13 protein-coding genes are annotated in these 16593 nt (G+C 57.1%); 5 read left to right on the plus strand and 8 right to left on the minus strand.

Annotated elements, in window-relative coordinates:
• Positions 1-214: 214 nt before the first annotated feature.
• Entirely contained in the window at positions 215-2809 is a 2595-nt protein-coding gene (locus DYI22_RS13470) for a bifunctional aconitate hydratase 2/2-methylisocitrate dehydratase (protein ID WP_213478748.1), read from the minus strand.
• Positions 2810-3005: 196 nt separating this feature from the next.
• On the opposite strand from DYI22_RS13470, the gene DYI22_RS13475 reads away from it, so the two are divergent.
• Positions 3006-3611, plus strand: a complete 606-nt coding sequence (locus tag DYI22_RS13475; protein WP_213478616.1) for a tRNA-(ms[2]io[6]A)-hydroxylase — start codon at positions 3006-3008, stop codon at positions 3609-3611.
• Here DYI22_RS13475 and DYI22_RS13480 read toward each other — a convergent pair.
• On the minus strand, positions 3606-4487 hold the full coding sequence (locus tag DYI22_RS13480; RefSeq protein WP_213478617.1) for a LysR family transcriptional regulator: 882 nt from the start codon (positions 4485-4487) through the stop codon (positions 3606-3608). The two genes, DYI22_RS13475 and DYI22_RS13480, sit on opposite strands and share 6 nt — an antisense overlap.
• A gap of 156 nt (positions 4488-4643) precedes the next feature.
• On the opposite strand from DYI22_RS13480, the gene DYI22_RS13485 reads away from it, so the two are divergent.
• A complete protein-coding gene (locus DYI22_RS13485) occupies positions 4644-5414 on the plus strand; it encodes a ferredoxin--NADP reductase (RefSeq protein WP_213478618.1) in 771 nt (256 codons plus the stop codon).
• A gap of 413 nt (positions 5415-5827) precedes the next feature.
• The gene (locus tag DYI22_RS13490; RefSeq protein WP_228301032.1) at positions 5828-6082 is read left to right on the plus strand and encodes a KGG domain-containing protein; all 255 of its coding nucleotides are present in this window, start codon (positions 5828-5830) and stop codon (positions 6080-6082) included.
• A 285-nt stretch (positions 6083-6367) separates the two neighbouring features.
• On the opposite strand, the gene DYI22_RS13495 is transcribed toward DYI22_RS13490, so the two are convergent.
• Complete coding sequence (locus tag DYI22_RS13495) at positions 6368-7108, minus strand: SRPBCC family protein (RefSeq protein WP_323132916.1); 741 nt, start codon at positions 7106-7108, stop codon at positions 6368-6370.
• Positions 7109-7517: 409 nt separating this feature from the next.
• On the opposite strand from DYI22_RS13495, the gene thpD reads away from it, so the two are divergent.
• A complete protein-coding gene (gene thpD, locus DYI22_RS13500) occupies positions 7518-8426 on the plus strand; it encodes an ectoine hydroxylase (RefSeq protein ID WP_213478620.1) in 909 nt (302 codons plus the stop codon).
• Positions 8427-8478: 52 nt separating this feature from the next.
• Here thpD and DYI22_RS13505 read toward each other — a convergent pair whose 3' ends face one another.
• Both DYI22_RS13505 and DYI22_RS13510 read right to left on the minus strand, forming a co-directional pair.
• Entirely contained in the window at positions 8479-10572 is a 2094-nt protein-coding gene (locus DYI22_RS13505) for a catalase (RefSeq protein WP_213478621.1), read from the minus strand.
• 41 nt (positions 10573-10613) lie between these two features.
• Positions 10614-11498, minus strand: a complete 885-nt coding sequence (locus DYI22_RS13510) for an SDR family oxidoreductase (RefSeq protein WP_213478622.1) — start codon at positions 11496-11498, stop codon at positions 10614-10616.
• Positions 11499-11640: 142 nt separating this feature from the next.
• Between DYI22_RS13510 and DYI22_RS13515 the strand changes: the two genes are divergently transcribed.
• Positions 11641-12684, plus strand: coding sequence for a potassium channel family protein (locus DYI22_RS13515; protein ID WP_213478623.1), 1044 nt, complete (start codon positions 11641-11643; stop codon positions 12682-12684).
• A gap of 25 nt (positions 12685-12709) precedes the next feature.
• Here the strand turns inward: DYI22_RS13515 and DYI22_RS13520 are convergent, their stop codons facing one another.
• From DYI22_RS13520 to DYI22_RS13530, 3 genes are all read right to left on the minus strand, one after another.
• Positions 12710-13063, minus strand: a complete 354-nt coding sequence (locus DYI22_RS13520) for an EF-hand domain-containing protein (RefSeq protein ID WP_213478624.1) — start codon at positions 13061-13063, stop codon at positions 12710-12712.
• 246 nt (positions 13064-13309) lie between these two features.
• Positions 13310-14128 (minus strand): SprT-like domain-containing protein, encoded by an 819-nt coding sequence (locus DYI22_RS13525; RefSeq protein ID WP_213478625.1) that lies wholly within the window; start codon positions 14126-14128, stop codon positions 13310-13312.
• Positions 14129-14252: 124 nt separating this feature from the next.
• Complete coding sequence (locus tag DYI22_RS13530; RefSeq protein ID WP_213478626.1) at positions 14253-16586, minus strand: membrane-bound PQQ-dependent dehydrogenase, glucose/quinate/shikimate family; 2334 nt, start codon at positions 16584-16586, stop codon at positions 14253-14255.
• Between the last annotated feature and the right edge of the window lie 7 nt (positions 16587-16593).

A 16593-nucleotide genomic window follows, 5' to 3' on the forward strand; every position in this document is an offset into this window, starting at 1 on the left:
GTCTGTTCCCCGTGTTTTTATTGCTTGGAAATACAAACCGACTCAAAGCAAAAATGCCCCGGACAATGTCCGAGGCATTTTGCTTGCCAGCCCAGGGGCTATGTAAATCGAGTTTTTACACAGCCTCCTTCGGGGCCCCTTTTTTGTTCGCGGTATAAAAAACGCCAGCCCGAAGGCTGGCGTTTTTACGGAACTAAACCTGAAAGGTCAGCGCTTAAGCAACGTTCGCTTCAGCCGCCTTCTTGGTGTAGTTCTCCATCTGGTCGAAGTTGAGATACTTGTAGATCTCTTTCGACATGCTGTTCAGGTCCTTGGCGTACTCCATGTACTCCGCCGGGGAGGGGAGTTTGCCCAGTACCGCACCGACCGCTGCCAGTTCCGCGGAGGTCAGGTACACGTTGGCACCATCGCCGAGGCGGTTCGGGAAGTTACGGGTGGAGGTGGACAGCACGGTGGACTTGGCTGCTACACGTGCCTGGTTACCCATGCACAGGGAGCAACCCGGCATTTCGGTGCGAACACCGGCGGTGCCGTAGGTGTTGAAGTAGCCTTCTTCCATCAGCTGCGCCTGATCCATCTTGGTCGGCGGAGACATCCACAGGCGGGTGCTCAGCGGGCCTTTGTGCTGCTCGAGCAGTTTACCGGCGGCACGGAAGTGACCGATGTTGGTCATGCAGGAGCCGATAAACACTTCGTCCACCTTGTCGCCAGCCACTTCGGACAGGAACTTGGCGTCGTCCGGGTCGTTCGGGCAGCAGACGATCGGCTCTTTGATGTCGGCCAGATCGATTTCGACGACGTGGGAGTACTCGGCGTCTTTGTCGGCACGCATCAGCTTCGGATCGGCAATCCACTCTTCCATCTGCTTGGCGCGACGCTCCAGGGTACGCGGATCGCCGTAACCTTCGGCAATCATCCAGCGCAGCATGGTGATGTTGGAACGCAGGTACTCGGCCACGGACTCTTCAGACAGGTTGATGGTACAACCAGCAGCGGAGCGCTCGGCAGAGGCGTCAGACAGCTCAAAGGCTTGCTCAACGGTCAGGTGCTCGAGGCCTTCAATTTCCAGGATACGACCGGAGAACTCGTTGATCTTGCCTTTCTTCTCAACGGTCAGCATGCCCTGCTTGATGCCGTACAGCGGGATGGCGTGTACCAGGTCACGCAGGGTGATGCCCGGCTGCATCTCGCCTTTGAAGCGCACCAGCACAGATTCCGGCATATCCAGCGGCATAACGCCGGTAGCAGCGGCAAAGGCCACCAGGCCGGAGCCGGCCGGGAAGGAAATGCCCATCGGGAAACGGGTGTGGGAGTCACCGCCGGTACCCACGGTATCCGGCAGCAGCATGCGGTTCAGCCAGGAGTGGATGATGCCGTCACCCGGACGCAGGGCAACACCGCCACGGGTCTGAATGAAGTCCGGCATGGTGTGCTGCATTTCAACGTCCACCGGCTTCGGATAGGCAGCGGTGTGACAGAAGGACTGCATCACCAGATCGGCCTGGAAACCGAGACAGGCCAGGTCTTTCAGTTCGTCACGGGTCATCGGGCCAGTGGTGTCCTGGGAGCCGACGGTGGTCATGTGTGGCTCGCAGTAGGTGCCCGGGCGAACGCCCTGGCCTTCTTCGAGGCCACAGGCCTTGCCAACCATTTTCTGGCCCAGGGTGAAGCCCTTGGTGCCGGCTTCCGGATCTGTCGGCAGGCGGAAGATGTCAGTAGCGCCCATGCCCAGAGCGGCGCGTGCCTTGGCGGTCAGGCCACGACCAATGATCAGCGGGATGCGGCCGCCAGCCTGGACTTCGTCCAGAATGACGTCGGACTTGAAGTTGAACTCGGAGATGGTTTCGCCAGCTTCGTTCAGGATCTTGCCGTCGTACGGGCGGATCTCGATGACGTCGCCCATGTTCATGTCGTCGACCGGAGCTTCGAATACCAGGGCGCCGGCGTCTTCCATGGTGTTGAAGAAGATCGGGGCAACCTTGTTACCGATACAGACACCACCAGCACGCTTGTTCGGCACGCCCGGGATATCTTCACCGAAGAACCACAGCACCGAGTTGGTAGCGGATTTACGTGAGGAACCGGTACCGACCACGTCGCCCACAAAGGCAACGGGCAGGCCTTTGGCCTTGATTTCGTCGATCTGGCTCATCGGGCCGGTCACGCCGGGCTCTTCCGGCTTCAGGCCGTCACGTTCCATTTTATAGGCAGCGCGGGCGTGCAGCGGGATGTCCGGGCGGGACCAGGCGTCCGGTGCCGGGGACAGGTCGTCGGTATTGGTTTCGCCGGTGACCTTGAACACCACCATCTTGGTGCTTTCCGGTACCTTCTTCTTGTTGGTGAACCACTCGGCATTGGCCCAGGATTCAACCACTGCCTTGGCGACCGCGTTGCCGGCGTCCATCTTTTCCTTCACATCGTTGAAGGCATCGAACATCAGCAGAGTCCGCTTGAGCTGTTCACCGGCCAGTTCGGCCAGTTCGGCATCGTCCAGCAGGTCGACCAGGGTGGCGATGTTATAGCCACCCTGCATCATGCCCAGCAGCTTGACGGCCTTGGGCTTGTCGAGCAGGGGAGAGGCGGTTTCGCCTTTAACAATGGCAGTCAAGAACGCGGCCTTGACGTAGGCAGCTTCATCGACGCCCGGCGGAATGCGGTTTTCCAGCAGGTCTACCAGGGTGTTTTCTTCACCGGCCGGTGGGTTCTTCAACAGTTCTACCAAAGCGGCAGTCTGCTCGGCGTTCAGGGGCTTGGGGGGAATACCCAGAGCCGCACGTTCGGCAACGTGTTCACGATAGGCTTCTAACACGATATGGACCCTCATCAGTTGGAATGTCCCGCGCCGTGGGCGTCAGTGCCTGGCGGGAGTTTTATGGCGGAAAAGGCCTTAAACTGGCGCAGCATTCTATAGGAAAGCCCTTATAAAGTTAAGTTGGACAGTGGTCGGAGTGATCTGTTAAGTGCGCTATACTCGCTTGTCCCGACGCCACTGCTGTACTCCCGATATGAACGACGCCCTACAAGAGATTCACAACTTTCTGCCCTGCCGCACACCGCATCGCTGGATCGAGAACGCTCTGGACCAGCAGGCGCTGATGTTGATTGACCACGCCCACTGTGAGAAGAAGGCAGCCTCGACCGCCCTGAGCCTGATGTACCGGTATGTCGACAACACCGAGCTGCTCAACAAGATGTCGCGACTGGCGCGGGAGGAACTGCGACATTTCGAGCAGGTACTGGCCATCATGAAAAAGCGTGGGGTGACCTACGACCATCTCACCCCGGCCCGATACGCCGCGGGCCTGCGGCGGGAGGTGCGCACCGACGATCCCGGGCGCCTGGTCGATGTGTTGATTGTCGGTGCCATTATCGAGGCCCGGTCCTGTGAGCGCTTTGCGGCACTGGCGCCCCATCTGGACGACCGGCTGGCCGAGTTTTACACGGGGTTGCTGAAATCCGAGGCGCGCCACTACCAGGACTACCTTGCGCTGGCCGAACAGGCCAACGGCGGGCCGGTGGACGAGCGGGTGAGGGTGTTTCTGGATATTGAACAGTCACTGATCGAAGAGCCGGACACGGAATTCCGTTTCCACAGCGGACCGGTGCTATAGCTGTCGGCACAGCTCCATCCAGCGATCGATGCCGGCACTGCGGTACTTCTGTTTGTGCAGGATGAAATAGAACTGCCGGTCAAAGGCCCGGTAATCGGGTACCTTTAATGGCACGAGACTTCCGCGCCGGAATGCGTCCGCCAGACAGACCTGAGACAGGCAACCGATGCCCAGGCCCGCATCCACCGCTCGCTTGATGGCCTCGGTGTGCTCCAGCTCAAGCAGGATGTTGAGATCCGGAAGCAGGCCGTGCATACCCCGCTCAAAGCTTTGGCGGGTGCCGGAACCGGGTTCACGCATAATCCAGGTGGCTTCTCGCAGATCGTCGTCATCCAGTTGCTTTTTCGCCGCCAGCGGATGGTCGGGCGAACAGAACACCACCAGTTCGTCGCCCCGCCAGGGAATGACTTCCAGTTCCGATGACTGCAGTTCGCCCTCAATCAGCCCGATATCCAGCTCGAAATCACTGACCCGCTTGGCAATGGTGCGGGTATTGGCCACCTCAAGGGCAACTTTCGCTCGGGTAGGGGTGTTCATGTATTGGGCCATCACACCAACCGCCAGATAGTTGCCGATGGTCAGGGTGGCGCCTACTTTCAGCGCGCCTACCTCAGAGTGTTTGCTGAACGCCTGTTCCAGCTCCCCTGCCTGGGCCAGCAGTGCTTCCACTTTGGGTCGATACAGGCGCCCGAGCTCGTTGAGCTGCAGGCGTTTACCAACGCGGTCGAAGAGCTGAATATCGAACTGGCTTTCCAGTTCCTTCAGCGCGCTGCTGGCGGCGGACTGTGACATGGCCAGAGATTCTGCCGCGCGGGTGATGTTCTGGAAGTGGGCTGCAGCGAGGAAAACTTCAAGCTGACGAAAACTGTATTTCATAAAACACGCTGCCGTAATCGATTAAGCCGAATAAGGTTATGAAAATATCCCATTTTGTCGATAGGTTAGCTGGGGGTTAGAATTTATGCAATTCAGATCTTCCACTTAACGCGCCAATAGAAGTACACGGCGCGAAACGAACAGGCGAGAGTTATCATGAGCAACCTGATCAAAGAGAAAGTCACCAGCGTCCGCCACTGGAACGATACCCTGTTCAGCTTCACCACAAGCCGCGATCCCGGGTTTCGATTCAAGAATGGCCACTTCACCATGATTGGTCTGGAGACCGACGGCAAGCCGCTGATGCGCGCCTACAGCATTGCCAGCGCGAACTACGAGGAAGAGCTGGAGTTCTTCTCTATCAAAGTGCAGGACGGCCCGCTGACCTCACGTTTGCAGAAGATTCAGGTGGGGGACGAGATCCTGGTCAGCCGCAAGCCCACGGGCACGCTGATTATGGACAACCTGCTGCCGGGCAAGAACCTGTGGCTGATCAGCACCGGTACCGGTCTGGCACCGTTCATGAGCATCATCAAGGACCCGGAGGTCTATGAGGCCTACGACAAGGTGATCCTGACCCACGGTGTTCGTTACATCTCCGAGCTGGCGTACCAGCAGGAAATCGAAGACCTGCCCAACAACGAGTTCTTCGGTGAGATGGTTGATGGCAAGTTGCTCTATTACCCTACCGTGACCCGCGAAGAATTCCGCAACAAAGGCCGCCTGACCGACGCCATGGAAAACGGCAAGCTGACCAGCGATCTGGGACTTCCGGAATTCGACCTGGAGAACGACCGCTTCATGATCTGCGGCAGCCCCAGCATGCTCAAGGACACCTGCAGCATCCTCAATAACATGGGGTTCAAGGAAGCCCGTGGTGGCGATCTGGGTCACTATGTGATTGAGCGGGCGTTCGTGGAGCAGTGAAGTAGAAAGGGCGATGAGAGGGGCAGCCTATTTCTCTGCTCCTCTTGCGCCTATAGTTCAAAAACCTATCTGACACTTCTCACTGCTTGTCCTCAGCAGATTATCCTCGATATCCCCAAGGTGCTGGTACTGATCGTACCTGCACCCTCGCACTTGCCTGTCGCCAACCCCTACCTCTGGCAGCGGAGGGTTTTCATACTGGGAGAAAGTTACCGCCCTAGTGTAAATCTTACCTGAGCATCAGCCCGCTCCCGGTCACGACCGCAACGCACATCGTTGAAAGTAGGCCAGAAAAACGGGCGAGCTGGATTGGTCTGGCGTTTGCGTTAGTAACCGTGTAGCCGGGGAAAGGTGCCCAGCACTTGCCTACGAAAGTACGGCTACGCAACAGAGCAATTTTCAGGAGGTCTATTATGGCTAAGAAGCAGAGTGATACCAGGGGCTTTGCATCAATGGATGAGGATAAGCAACAGGACATCGCCCGCAAGGGTGGCAAAGCCGCTCACGAGCAGGGCAGCGCCCATGAGTTCGACTCTGAGGAGGCGCGACAGGCCGGTAAAAAAGGGGGAAAAGTAGCGCATGAATCCGGCAATGCCCACGAATTTGATTCAGAGGAAGCCCGAGAGGCTGGCAAAAAGGGCGGGCAACAAAGCCGGAAGGGGCGCTAGCGGGATTTCGCCCTACCCGTTAATTGTCTTGCTGGGCATCCCTCTTATGGGAGCCCAGCGTGTTGCTTCATGGGCCTCTGAACCACCAGCTCTGCCATTGATACTGTGCCACCTTTGCGGGACGCCATTAGGGCCTGACGAAGGCCGGAGTCCACGTCTTTCATCTCGACGATCTCTGGCCCCTGGCTTCTAGCAAGTTCCCAATGGCGTCCCTGGGGTGGACGACGCCCGGGTCAGCAACAGTATCGACTCAGACATCTTCGTTCCCGTACCAGCAGACAGCTTTCACGATGGCCTCCTGCCGGCATGGGTTTTACCATCGAATTGACTGTTGGTGGGAATCTCACCGGTTTCCAGCTGTGCTTTCAGATTTCGCAGGTTCTTGGACAGCACCGAGGACTCAAGACTCCGCAAGAAGTTTGCGGTGGCGCTGCCGGTTACTCCGCCCGGCGGGTTAAAGTTGAAGCTGAGCGAGACCTCGGTTACCCGACCGTCACCTCTGGGTTCGAATACCACTGTTCCCCAGGTATTGAGGTCTGAACCCTCCAGCGAACGCCAACTGAGCTGATGCTGGGGGGTGTCCTCAACCAATTCCGAGTCCCATTCAAGGGCTGGGCCCTTGGGTACTCTTGCTACCCAATGGCTGATCCGACCTTCTCTGGGTTCCACTTTCTCTAGAAAGCTCATCACTTTCGGGAGATTCGAGAAATCTCTCCAGAATTTGTAAATATCGGCAGCCGACCGATTTATCGAGACGGAGCTGCTCAGGTGGATATCCCGGCCCCGATCGGGAGCGGAGGGGAGCCGCCTGGTTTGCGCGCGGCCAGCAGAAACGGCTTTATACAACAGGCCTGCCCCAACGATTGCGAGGAGTACCCCCATGACTCCCCCTCGCCTTGACGCGAGTGCGATCAACCCTCCGCCGGCTGAGCCGCCGTGCTGGGCCAGTGAACGCGAAATTCTACGGTTGGATGGTGCCATGGTCTCCTCCTGATCCCTGATTGAGGTGCATGAAGTCTCGTTCATCTTGCCCACCACAAGGACCGAGAGAAATTATCCTAGGTTAAGCCAAAAGTGCTTTTTTGCTCCGTAAGAATGACCAAACGCTCATGATCCCGGCAGGATTCTCGTTTCTGTTAGACCTGGCAACCCGTTACGGGCGAACGGGCTTCAGGGGGGCGGGCGAAAGCGATTGTGAAGGTGGCATTACCAAACGGAGAAGGGGGCGGCGAAGGTTCGATTACTCGCAGCTCGTACTCCGGCGTTTTTATGTTTTGAGGTCATTGGGTTAGGTAATCTTCGGCTGCGGGGGCAGTGCCGTTCCCCTGACCCCGTCCCTGGGTGTCGTCGTTAATAACATAACCTATGTTGTGCCAGGCTATTGCTCCTGCCTGTACGGTCACTCCTACATAAACCGAGATGGAGATTGGTAACAATGTTGGATCGAACTGACTATTACCGGAGCAGAGAAGACATTGCGGGAGCAATGTATCCAAGGAACGAGCCTGTAGTTCACGGTTCGGGGAAAGCAGGCGGCCTCCTGAATTCGCAGCAGATCAAGAATTATGAGCGCGACGGTTTCCTTTGGCTGGATAGGTTCTTCCCTCAGCACATGATCTCGTCTTTTCTTGAGGAGCTGGACGTCATGGCGCAAGACCGCCATTTTTGCGAGCGCGAGGAAGTGGTTATGGACTCAAACCGCGAACGCATACGTTCGGTGTTTGCCATGCATGAGATTTCCTCTGCATTCGACGAACTGACGCGGGATCCTCTCTTGCTGGACATGGTTCAGCAGTTGCTCGGCGGTGATGTGTACATCCATCAATCGCGAATCAATAGTAAATCTGGGTTCAGTGGCAATGGCTTTGAATGGCATTCGGACTTCGAAACCTGGCACAGTGAAGACGGAATGCCAGAGATGCGGGCGATAAGCGCCTCAATCATGCTGACCGAGAATAACCCCTTCAATGGTCCACTCATGTTGATTCCGGGCTCACACGAGTACTTCATTCCCTGCGCGGGCACGACGCCTGACAATAATTGGGAGCAATCTTTGAAGCAGCAGACCGTGGGTTTGCCTCCGCAGCAGGCAGTCAGCACTCTGGCTCAGAAACATGGTATTAAAGCCCCTACTGGCCCGGCTGGTTCTCTGTTGCTCTTCGAGTGTAACACCCTGCATGCCTCAAACCGGAATATGTCGCCATGGCCGAGAGCCAACCTGTTCTTCGTATACAACAGCGTCGACAACCGTTTGGTGCAGCCGTTCGCGCGCACCCCCCGCAGGCCCCATTATCTGGCCGCGCGGGATAGAACCGAAGCGCTGACGCCCCATCATCGGGCATGATGTCGCGCCACCCGGCGCAGCAAGTTGGCGCCGGGTGTCTGGGCGGTAGGCGTTAAACCTTGTTTACACTGCCCTGGCGCTCCCAGTGCCGCAGTTCTTTGCATGAGTTTAGAAAGTCGGTCGCATCACTGGCCTTCCGGATAGAAATACACCCCGCATCGAGCTTACTTTCCAGGCCCGCTGACTGGAATAAAGGAAGTGCATCCATGGTGTAGCCAATAAATTTGCAATGCGCAAAAGCGTCATTGACGAAGTCCCTGGCAGGGCCATGGTTTATCAGCTTATCTGCTCCCTCTTCAGCAATCAGGACGACCACCGCATCGAACAGAACGGATGGACCTCCGTCTACTTTCTCGTTTGCGGCTATAGAGGTGCCATCGCTGGCGGTAACGCCCCCCACCGTAGGCGCGACGACCGCTACAGTGGCGCCTTCCGAAACGGCGGCATCCTTCAATGCGGAGAATAGATTGGCGTCAACCCCCTCTGAAACCAGAACGCCCAGCTTCCGCCCTTTGAAGCTTCCGGGGCCGTTAAGCAGAATGCTCAGTTTGGGGGAGGCGGGTAAATCGGTGCGGGTGGGTATGGCTGCTTTGGCCGGTTCAGGTAGCGATGCCAGGCCCAGCCCCTGAGCAACGTTGTTTGCCAGATCCTGATCTACGTTGAGTAGATGGCTCACCATCCGCAACCGGATGTCTTCCCGCTCGACTTTACTGAGCTCAAACACAAACGCATCCGCGATGTGCTCCTGCTCCACATCGGTCTGGCTTATATAGAACTGCCGCGCCTGGCTGTAGTGATCCGCAAAGGTTTCAGAGCGCACCCGCTGTTTCTCGCCTTCGATCTGTTGCGGATAGCTGCGAAATCCTGTGTCGGGGTTTTCTCTTGGGCCTTCGCCGTTGTCCCAGCTGTTCGGTTCGTAATTTGCCCGTCCGCGTGGGTTGGTCATGGCCATGTGCCCATCCTGCTGGAAATGATGGATCGGACATTTTGGTGCATTAACCGGAATCTGGGTGAAATTAGGGCTGCCCAGGCGTTTCAGCTGGGTGTCGAGATACGAGAAATTGCGCCCTTGCAGAAGCGGGTCATTTGAGAAATCTATGCCTCGCACAATGTTCTGGGTGCAGAACGCCACCTGCTCCGTTTCAGCGAAGAAGTTATCGACCACGCGATTAAGCACCAGCTTGCCGATAGGCTTCACTGGTATCTGCTCTTCAGGAATGATTTTGGTCGAGTCGAGAACGTCAAACTCGAACTGATCGGCAAAAGCATCATCGAACACCTGCACGCCGAGTTCCCACTCAGGGAAATCCCCTCGCTGAATGGCGTCCCACATGTCCCGGCGGTGGAAGTCCGGATCCGCACCGTTGATTTTCAGGGCTTCGTTCCACACAACGGACTGGAGCCCGAGAGCCGGCTTCCAGTGGAATTTGACGAACCTTGCTTCGCCCGCTTTGTTAATAAAGCGGAAGCTATGAACACCAAACCCTTCCATAAACCGGAACGAGCGGGGGATTGCACGGTCTGACATTGCCCACATCAACATATGCATGCTTTCCGGCATCAGGGTTACAAAGTCCCAGAAATTATCGTGAGCACTCTGAGCTTGTGGAAAACCTCGGTCAGGCTCTTGCTTGGCGGCGTGGACCAGATCGGGGAATTTGATTGCATCCTGGATAAAGAAAACGGGAATGTTATTACCCACGAGATCCCAGTTTCCCTGTTTCGTATACAGTTTGACGGCGAAACCACGCACATCGCGGGGGAGGTCAGCGGAGCCTTTATTGCCCAACACGGTGGAAAACCTCACAAACGCCGGCACCTGTTCGCCCGCACGCTGAAAGATATCCGCTTCGGTAATGTCGGATAGAGATTCGTAATTCTCGAAATAACCGTGGGCACCAAATCCGCGTGCGTGAACCACTCTTTCGGGGATCCGCTCATGGTCGAAGTGGAATACCTTCTCCCGCATGACCTGATCTTCGAGGAGAGTAGGCCCACGGCGCTCGGCTCTCAGAGAGTTCTGGTCGTCTGCAATGGGCACACCCTGCTGCGTGGTCAGGGTGTCCGACTTACCTGTGGCGGACTGATGAATCTCACCACCGGCACCGACGGGGTACTCCGGATTGCTGTTCTTTGATTTGGCCATGACCGCGCTCCTTTGCTAGTGTCGAAGAGAACAGTTAAAGGTCAGATGTGCATCCGCCCGCCGGTGACCCCGTATATTTCGCCCACCACGTAACTTGCTTCCGGAGAAGCGAGGAACACATAGGCTGGAGCAAGTTCAGCAGGCTGGGCCGGGCGTTCGAGCAACGTGTTCGAACCGAACCCGGGCACTTTATCCTCAGGGATCGTTGCCGGGATGAGGGGTGTCCATACCGGCCCCGGGGCAACGCCATTCACCCTTACTCCCCGCTTGATGGCATCCGCTGCGAGCGCGAGAGTAAAATTTGCAATGGCGGCCTTGGTCGCAGCATAGGGGGCCAGGTGAATGCTGGGGGCAAATGCCTGAATAGAGGTGGTATTAATGATGCTGCCACCGGGCGGAAGGTGGCGCAGTGCTGCTCTGCAGAAGTAGAAGTAGGCCTCGATATTGGTACTGAACGTATAACGGAGTTCATCGTCAGGTATATCGTCCAACTGGTCGTAACTGAGCTGAACCGCCGCGTTGTTGACCAGAACGTCGAGGTGAGAGAACTGATCCAGTACTTTCTCCACGACTCTGTCGCACGCTTCACTCGAGCTTTGGTCCAGTCTCAGTGCCAAGGCTTCCTGCCCTGCGTCCTGGACCAATTGTACGGTCTGTGCTGCATCCGCCTCTTCGCTCAGGTAGGTGAACGCAACGGCGGCGCCTTCCCGCGCGTAGGCGAGGCAGACCGCACGACCGATTCCGCTATCGCCGCCTGTGACCAGGGCAACTTTGCCCTCAAGTTTGCCGGAGCCCGTGTAGGTCATTTCGCCATGGTCGGGGCCAGGGGACATGTCATCCTCCTGGCCCGGCAGTGCTTGGGGTTGTTTCTGGAATTCAGGCCGGGGATAGCGATAACGAGGATCTCGGGTTTCATGGTCATGCATGCCCAACTCCGTCGGTGTTTTCGGCTACTGAGAACAGCTATTTAAACAGACCCCCCTGGCGGTGAATTTAACCTGTGTTAATTACCGTGCATGGTATTCAGGGATACTCGGGCGTTGTTTGGTACAGCGATGAGGAATACCCATGGATCAGGACCTGGTTTATCTCATAAGTGGTGCAACCGTTATTACCGTGGTAATGCTGGACGTTCTATGCACAACGCTGACCACTCAGGGTAGCGGACCTATTACCCAGGTTGTTACCGCGGGCGCTGGCGCGGTCTCACAGCTGATGCTTCGCGTGACAGGCACACGAGAGATGCTCATTACGGTCGGCCCCGGAACCATGGTCCTGCTGGGTACACTCTGGCTGTTGTTCCTGTGGCTGGGCTGGTGGCTGGTCTTCTCGGCGTTCCCGTCAGGCATTTTGCATGCGCAAAGTGGTATGGCAGCGGACCTCGCCGATCGGGCTTATTTTATCGGCTTTACACTCTCTACGTTGGGTGTGGGGGATTTCAAACCCAGTGGGGAGGTGCCGAAACTTTTAACCGTCGTGGCTGCTTTCAACGGGCTGGTGCTGGTGACGTTGATTATTACCTACGCACTGCCGTTGGTGCAGGCAGTTATTGTACGCCGAACAGTGGCTTTCAGGGTGTCACTGCTCGGAGCCAATCCGCAGGAGGTGGTGCATACCGCGTGGCAAACGGGGAACCGCCGTTCGTTCGAAGATGAGCTTGACGCCATTTCGGGGCACGTCATCGAATGCGCCGAGCAGCGTCTTGCTTACCCCATGCTGGATCTTTTTTACGGAAAACAGGCATGCTTCTCCCTTGGGTTGCAACTGACCATACTGGATGAAGCCCTAAGCGTTCTGAGGAGTGGTCTCCAGGCCGATTATCGGTGGTACTCTCTGAAGATAAGCAAGACGCAGGCGGTCATTACGCATTATCTCAGGCGAGTGGGGCTCCCGATGGAAGATCAGAATCCGCCGACGCCGCCGGTGCCTTCCACGTGCCATCTGAAGAGGTTGGCCGTACCGGTTGCGGACAATCTTGAGGCGTCATTTCAAACCCTGGCCCGGCGGCGCGCCAGATTGCATGCGCTGGTGCGCAAGGAAGGTTGGGACTGGGACTCAGTAGAGTCTGGTGAGTGCGAGGGCGAGGATAGCCCTTCCGCCGCCCCCCCATGAGCCCATCACTCATCTATCGTCCTTTTTAATGAGGGGCCTGCTCCAGCTCGTCTTTTGACAACTCACCATCGTCATCACTGTCGTACATGTCAAGCAGCTGCTCGCCTTGATCGCCGGGCGGGTTTTGCTGATTGCCCGCTGCGGTGCTGCCATAGCGGTTGAGTTCGTCTTCATTCAGTTTACCGTCACCGTCGCGGTCCAGCTCATCAAACTCCATTCCCTTCGGCGAGGCACTGGCCTGGCCGCCGGCATCATTCTGTCCCGGTTGCTGGCCAGTGGTTTGCGGATTTTCAGTATTGCCGCCGATGCCCTGAGCCAGCAAAGGGGTAAAAACCAGAGCTGTGCAGATCGCGGTAGACAAAAGCATTTCCTTTAACATGGTAATCCTCCGTTTCCTGGGCAAAGATATTAGTGGCCGGTCAAGCCGGCCGCGAGAGGGTCTTTGCAACCTCTGTGCCACGCTTTGCCCTGCTTTTTCTCGCCCTCCAGTTACCCGCCCAGTCCCTTTCCTTCCTAACTCCCGCGCAGGCAGGGTCGCTGATCTGAACGAACCGCTGAGCTTGTGCTTGGGTGTCAGATTTGCCTTCGGATTGCCGTTTTTACGGGGTTTCGCACCAGACCAACCTTACTCCGTGACCGAGGAGAGCCCCGAGATCGGAACGTATTCCCGAGTACCCGGAGCGCGTAAAAAATTCTCCACCTTGGCGTCGAAATTGCGCAGAGATAATCGCTTCATTCTTTTTCGCGGGGCGTTATCCCGCCGTAATGCCGGCAAACCTTCCGCCAGGTGGCCGGGTACTTCCAGTAGTCTGATGCTGCTCACTCCATGAACTTTGCCAGCGGTCTCGCGCAACCGCTCCCAATCCAAAGGTGCCTGATCGTGGAGGCGATACACCATACCTTTACCTGCCAGGGGGCAGATATGAACCAGCAGGAGCCGCACCGGAGCGATCTTCGAATGGTCATAAAGATGATCGCCGAAGGTGGACTTCACGGTCAGGCCCAGCTCCGGGTATTGCTGATTCAACCGTTCCAGTTCACCCATGAAAAAGGCACCATGGCCCCGGTTCACATAAGGCTGGCCCGGAAGAGGGGACTCATCCAGAAGCGCAGGATCCCCCGACCGGCGAAAACGCTGGTGGGCGAGCATATGGATCATTTCATGAACGAGGGTGCTCAGCAGGGCGCGTGGGTGATCACATAGTCGGCGCGAAATGGTGATGCCCCAGTCCAGGTGGCTCTCGAGGCAAAAACTGAAACATCCAGACAGGCGAACGGACCGGGAAAAGGTCAACCTGAATCCGGGTGAGGGCTGCAGTTCATTACTGAAGTACTGACGATTGCAGTAATCGAAAAGTGCAGGGAGATCGTTAGTTGGAATGCCTGCAATCGTGGGGACTGATTGTTCAAAAGGGTGACTCTCAGCACGTACTCTCGCATTCATATACAGAGGGGCTCCGGCGGACTTGGCTGGCACGCATCATCGGCCAACCAGCTCCTGAGAACCACTGCAGAGCGTAACTCTGGGTTACGGCGTGTGAGGTCTCACGCGTTTCACGACATACTTCTTATTTCAGCTTATAAGCAAGTACATAGTCCCCGATAGTCGTCCCAATAGACCCATGTCCACCGGCCACCTGAACAACCATTTGTTCCCCGCGACTGTTCAGGTATGTCATGGGTGTTGCTTGCCCCCCGGCAGGCAAACGCGCCCGCCAAAGCACTTCTCCATTCGTCAGATCATAAGCGCGCAGATAGTTATCTACGGTTGCGGCCAGGAATACCACGCCGCCTCTGGTAATAACCGGGCCGCCGATTCCCGGCACGCCGAGCTCAAGGGGGACCGGCAGGGGGGACATATCCTCAATGGTTCCGTTTTTGTGCTTCCATACTATCTCCCCGGTCCGCAGGTTTACCCCGGCTACGTAGCCCCAGGGCGGTCTCTGACAGGGAATCCCTAGTGGCGACATCAATGGTTGAAGCTCAATCCCGTACGGGGCTCCTGCGTTCTCGTTGAGCCCCTGTTCCCCGCTATTTGAGGCTTCTTCTGAAACTTCCTTGTCCTTCGGCACTAGCCGGGAAGTAAACGCCATATAGAGCGGCATGCCGAACATGACCTGGCGCTCAGGGTCGACGGCAATTCCTCCCCAATTGAAAACGCCGAAATTTCCGGGATAGACCACGGTGCCCTGGAGAGATGGTGGGGTGTATTGACCCTCATAGCGCAGTGACTGGAACTTGATCCGGCAGATCATCTGATCGATGGGGCTGGCACCCCACATGTCGGACCCTTTCAGGGCTGGCGGGCGGAAGCTCAGCCCGGAAACAGGCTGGGTAAGAGCGGCGTAGTCGCCCTCGATCGTCCCCTGAGGTGCTTTCTTCTCCGTAATGGGTATCAGCGGCGCTCCGGTTTCCCGGTTCAGTACGTAGACGTCGCCCTGTTTGGTTGGGACGACCAGGCCGGGCTCGAGACCTTGGTCTGTCTGAATGTCAACCAGGCTGGGCTGTGCCGGAGTATCCATGTCCCACAGATCATGGTGAACAAATTGCTGAACCCACTGAACCTGGCCCGTCTCGAGGCTCAGGGCCACGACCGACGAAGAATAGGTCTCTTCCGCCGGTGTGCGGTACATCCCGAGTTGATCAGGTGTGCGATTGCCCATGGGAAAATACACCATGCCGAGTTCCTCATCGGCGCTGGCAACGGCCCAACTGTTGGGCGAACTGGTAGAGTAGGTCCCCTCGGCGGCGATTGGCTGAGTCTGTTCCGGGTTGGCTGGGTCCCAGTTCCATATCAACTCCCCCGATTTGACGTCGTAGGCCCGAATGACACCGGATGGAGCATTGATGTCGTAGTTGTCGTTCACGGCCCCGGCCACGACGACCACCCCATTAGCAACAACAGGGGGCGAAGTGGAGTAATAGAAACCGTCCTGCTTGTGGGGCATGTTATGCATCAGGTTCAGTTCACCATCGCTGCCAAACTCGGTACAGCGGGCACCGCTGGAGGGATCGAGGGCCAACAGCCGGGCGTCGGACGTTGGTAGAAACAGCTGGGCATCACAATGCACACTGTTCAGTTGTTCGGCAGGCATCTCGGCTGTCTCTACCGGTGGCAGGTTGTTCTGTGCGGGTGGAAGGTAGGAGACTCCTCTGCAGGTCTGGTGCTGGCGCTGGCTCTCAGGGGGAACCTGAGCATCGTATACCCAACGTTCTTCTCCGGTATCGGCATCAAGTGCTACCAGCCAGTTGTGGGGGGTACAGAGGAACAAAGTATTGCCCACCTTCAAGGGAGTGGCCTCGTATGTGGTTTCAACCACGTCTTCGGGACCTTTTCGGTCGCCGGTCTGGTATTCCCAGGCCAGTTCCAGCTGATCAACGTTGTCGGGCGTTATCTGTTTGAGCGGCGAGTACCTCTGTCCCAGGTTACTCCTGCCGTAGCTTAGCCAGTCTCCTTCGGGCACACCCCCGAGGCGGGGATTGGTGACAACTGCTTCAGTTGGCAATTCCCCGTCGATGCGATGCGCATCGTGAAGTAAGCTGGCCACAGTAAACAGCCCTACACCCACCCAGACAACGCCCAGAACTGCCGCCCCCCACCGTGGATTGCCGATCCCCGGGAACAGCAAGGGGATTGCCAGCAGCAGTAAAACACCGAGTCGCGATGCCAGCGGCCACCAGTCAAACCCCGCTTCCCAGAACGCCCACACGGTCGTGGCGAGCAACAGGGCGGCGTACGCCACCTGTGCAGCGGGCCGTCGGTTCTTTATCAGAAGGGCAACAATCATCATTGCAGTCCCGGCAAGCAAGTAATACCAGCTGCCGCCAACTAGGAGGAGCCAGACGCCTCCGGCCAACAGAGTGGCACCGAAGATGATGAAAATAACGATGAGTAAGATCATACTGGCT

The organism is Marinobacter lipolyticus, from assembly GCF_018424605.1.
GTDB lineage: Bacteria > Pseudomonadota > Gammaproteobacteria > Pseudomonadales > Oleiphilaceae > Marinobacter > Marinobacter lipolyticus_B.

What these genes read in the sequence shown, in the direction of transcription:
- DYI22_RS13475 (WP_213478616.1), top strand. Translation starts at nt 3,006, where the DNA reads ATGAACGACGCCCTACAAGAGATTCACAACTTTCTGCCCTGCCGCACA.
- DYI22_RS13480 (WP_213478617.1), bottom strand. Translation starts at nt 4,487, where the DNA reads ATGAAATACAGTTTTCGTCAGCTTGAAGTTTTCCTCGCTGCAGCCCAC.
- DYI22_RS13485 (WP_213478618.1), top strand. Translation starts at nt 4,644, where the DNA reads ATGAGCAACCTGATCAAAGAGAAAGTCACCAGCGTCCGCCACTGGAAC.
- DYI22_RS13490 (WP_228301032.1), top strand. Translation starts at nt 5,828, where the DNA reads ATGGCTAAGAAGCAGAGTGATACCAGGGGCTTTGCATCAATGGATGAG.
- DYI22_RS13495 (WP_323132916.1), bottom strand. Translation starts at nt 7,108, where the DNA reads ATGAACGAGACTTCATGCACCTCAATCAGGGATCAGGAGGAGACCATG.
- thpD (WP_213478620.1), top strand. Translation starts at nt 7,518, where the DNA reads ATGTTGGATCGAACTGACTATTACCGGAGCAGAGAAGACATTGCGGGA.
- DYI22_RS13505 (WP_213478621.1), bottom strand. Translation starts at nt 10,572, where the DNA reads ATGGCCAAATCAAAGAACAGCAATCCGGAGTACCCCGTCGGTGCCGGT.
- DYI22_RS13510 (WP_213478622.1), bottom strand. Translation starts at nt 11,498, where the DNA reads ATGCATGACCATGAAACCCGAGATCCTCGTTATCGCTATCCCCGGCCT.
- DYI22_RS13515 (WP_213478623.1), top strand. Translation starts at nt 11,641, where the DNA reads ATGGATCAGGACCTGGTTTATCTCATAAGTGGTGCAACCGTTATTACC.
- DYI22_RS13520 (WP_213478624.1), bottom strand. Translation starts at nt 13,063, where the DNA reads ATGTTAAAGGAAATGCTTTTGTCTACCGCGATCTGCACAGCTCTGGTT.
- DYI22_RS13525 (WP_213478625.1), bottom strand. Translation starts at nt 14,128, where the DNA reads ATGAATGCGAGAGTACGTGCTGAGAGTCACCCTTTTGAACAATCAGTC.
- DYI22_RS13530 (WP_213478626.1), bottom strand. Translation starts at nt 16,586, where the DNA reads ATGATCTTACTCATCGTTATTTTCATCATCTTCGGTGCCACTCTGTTG.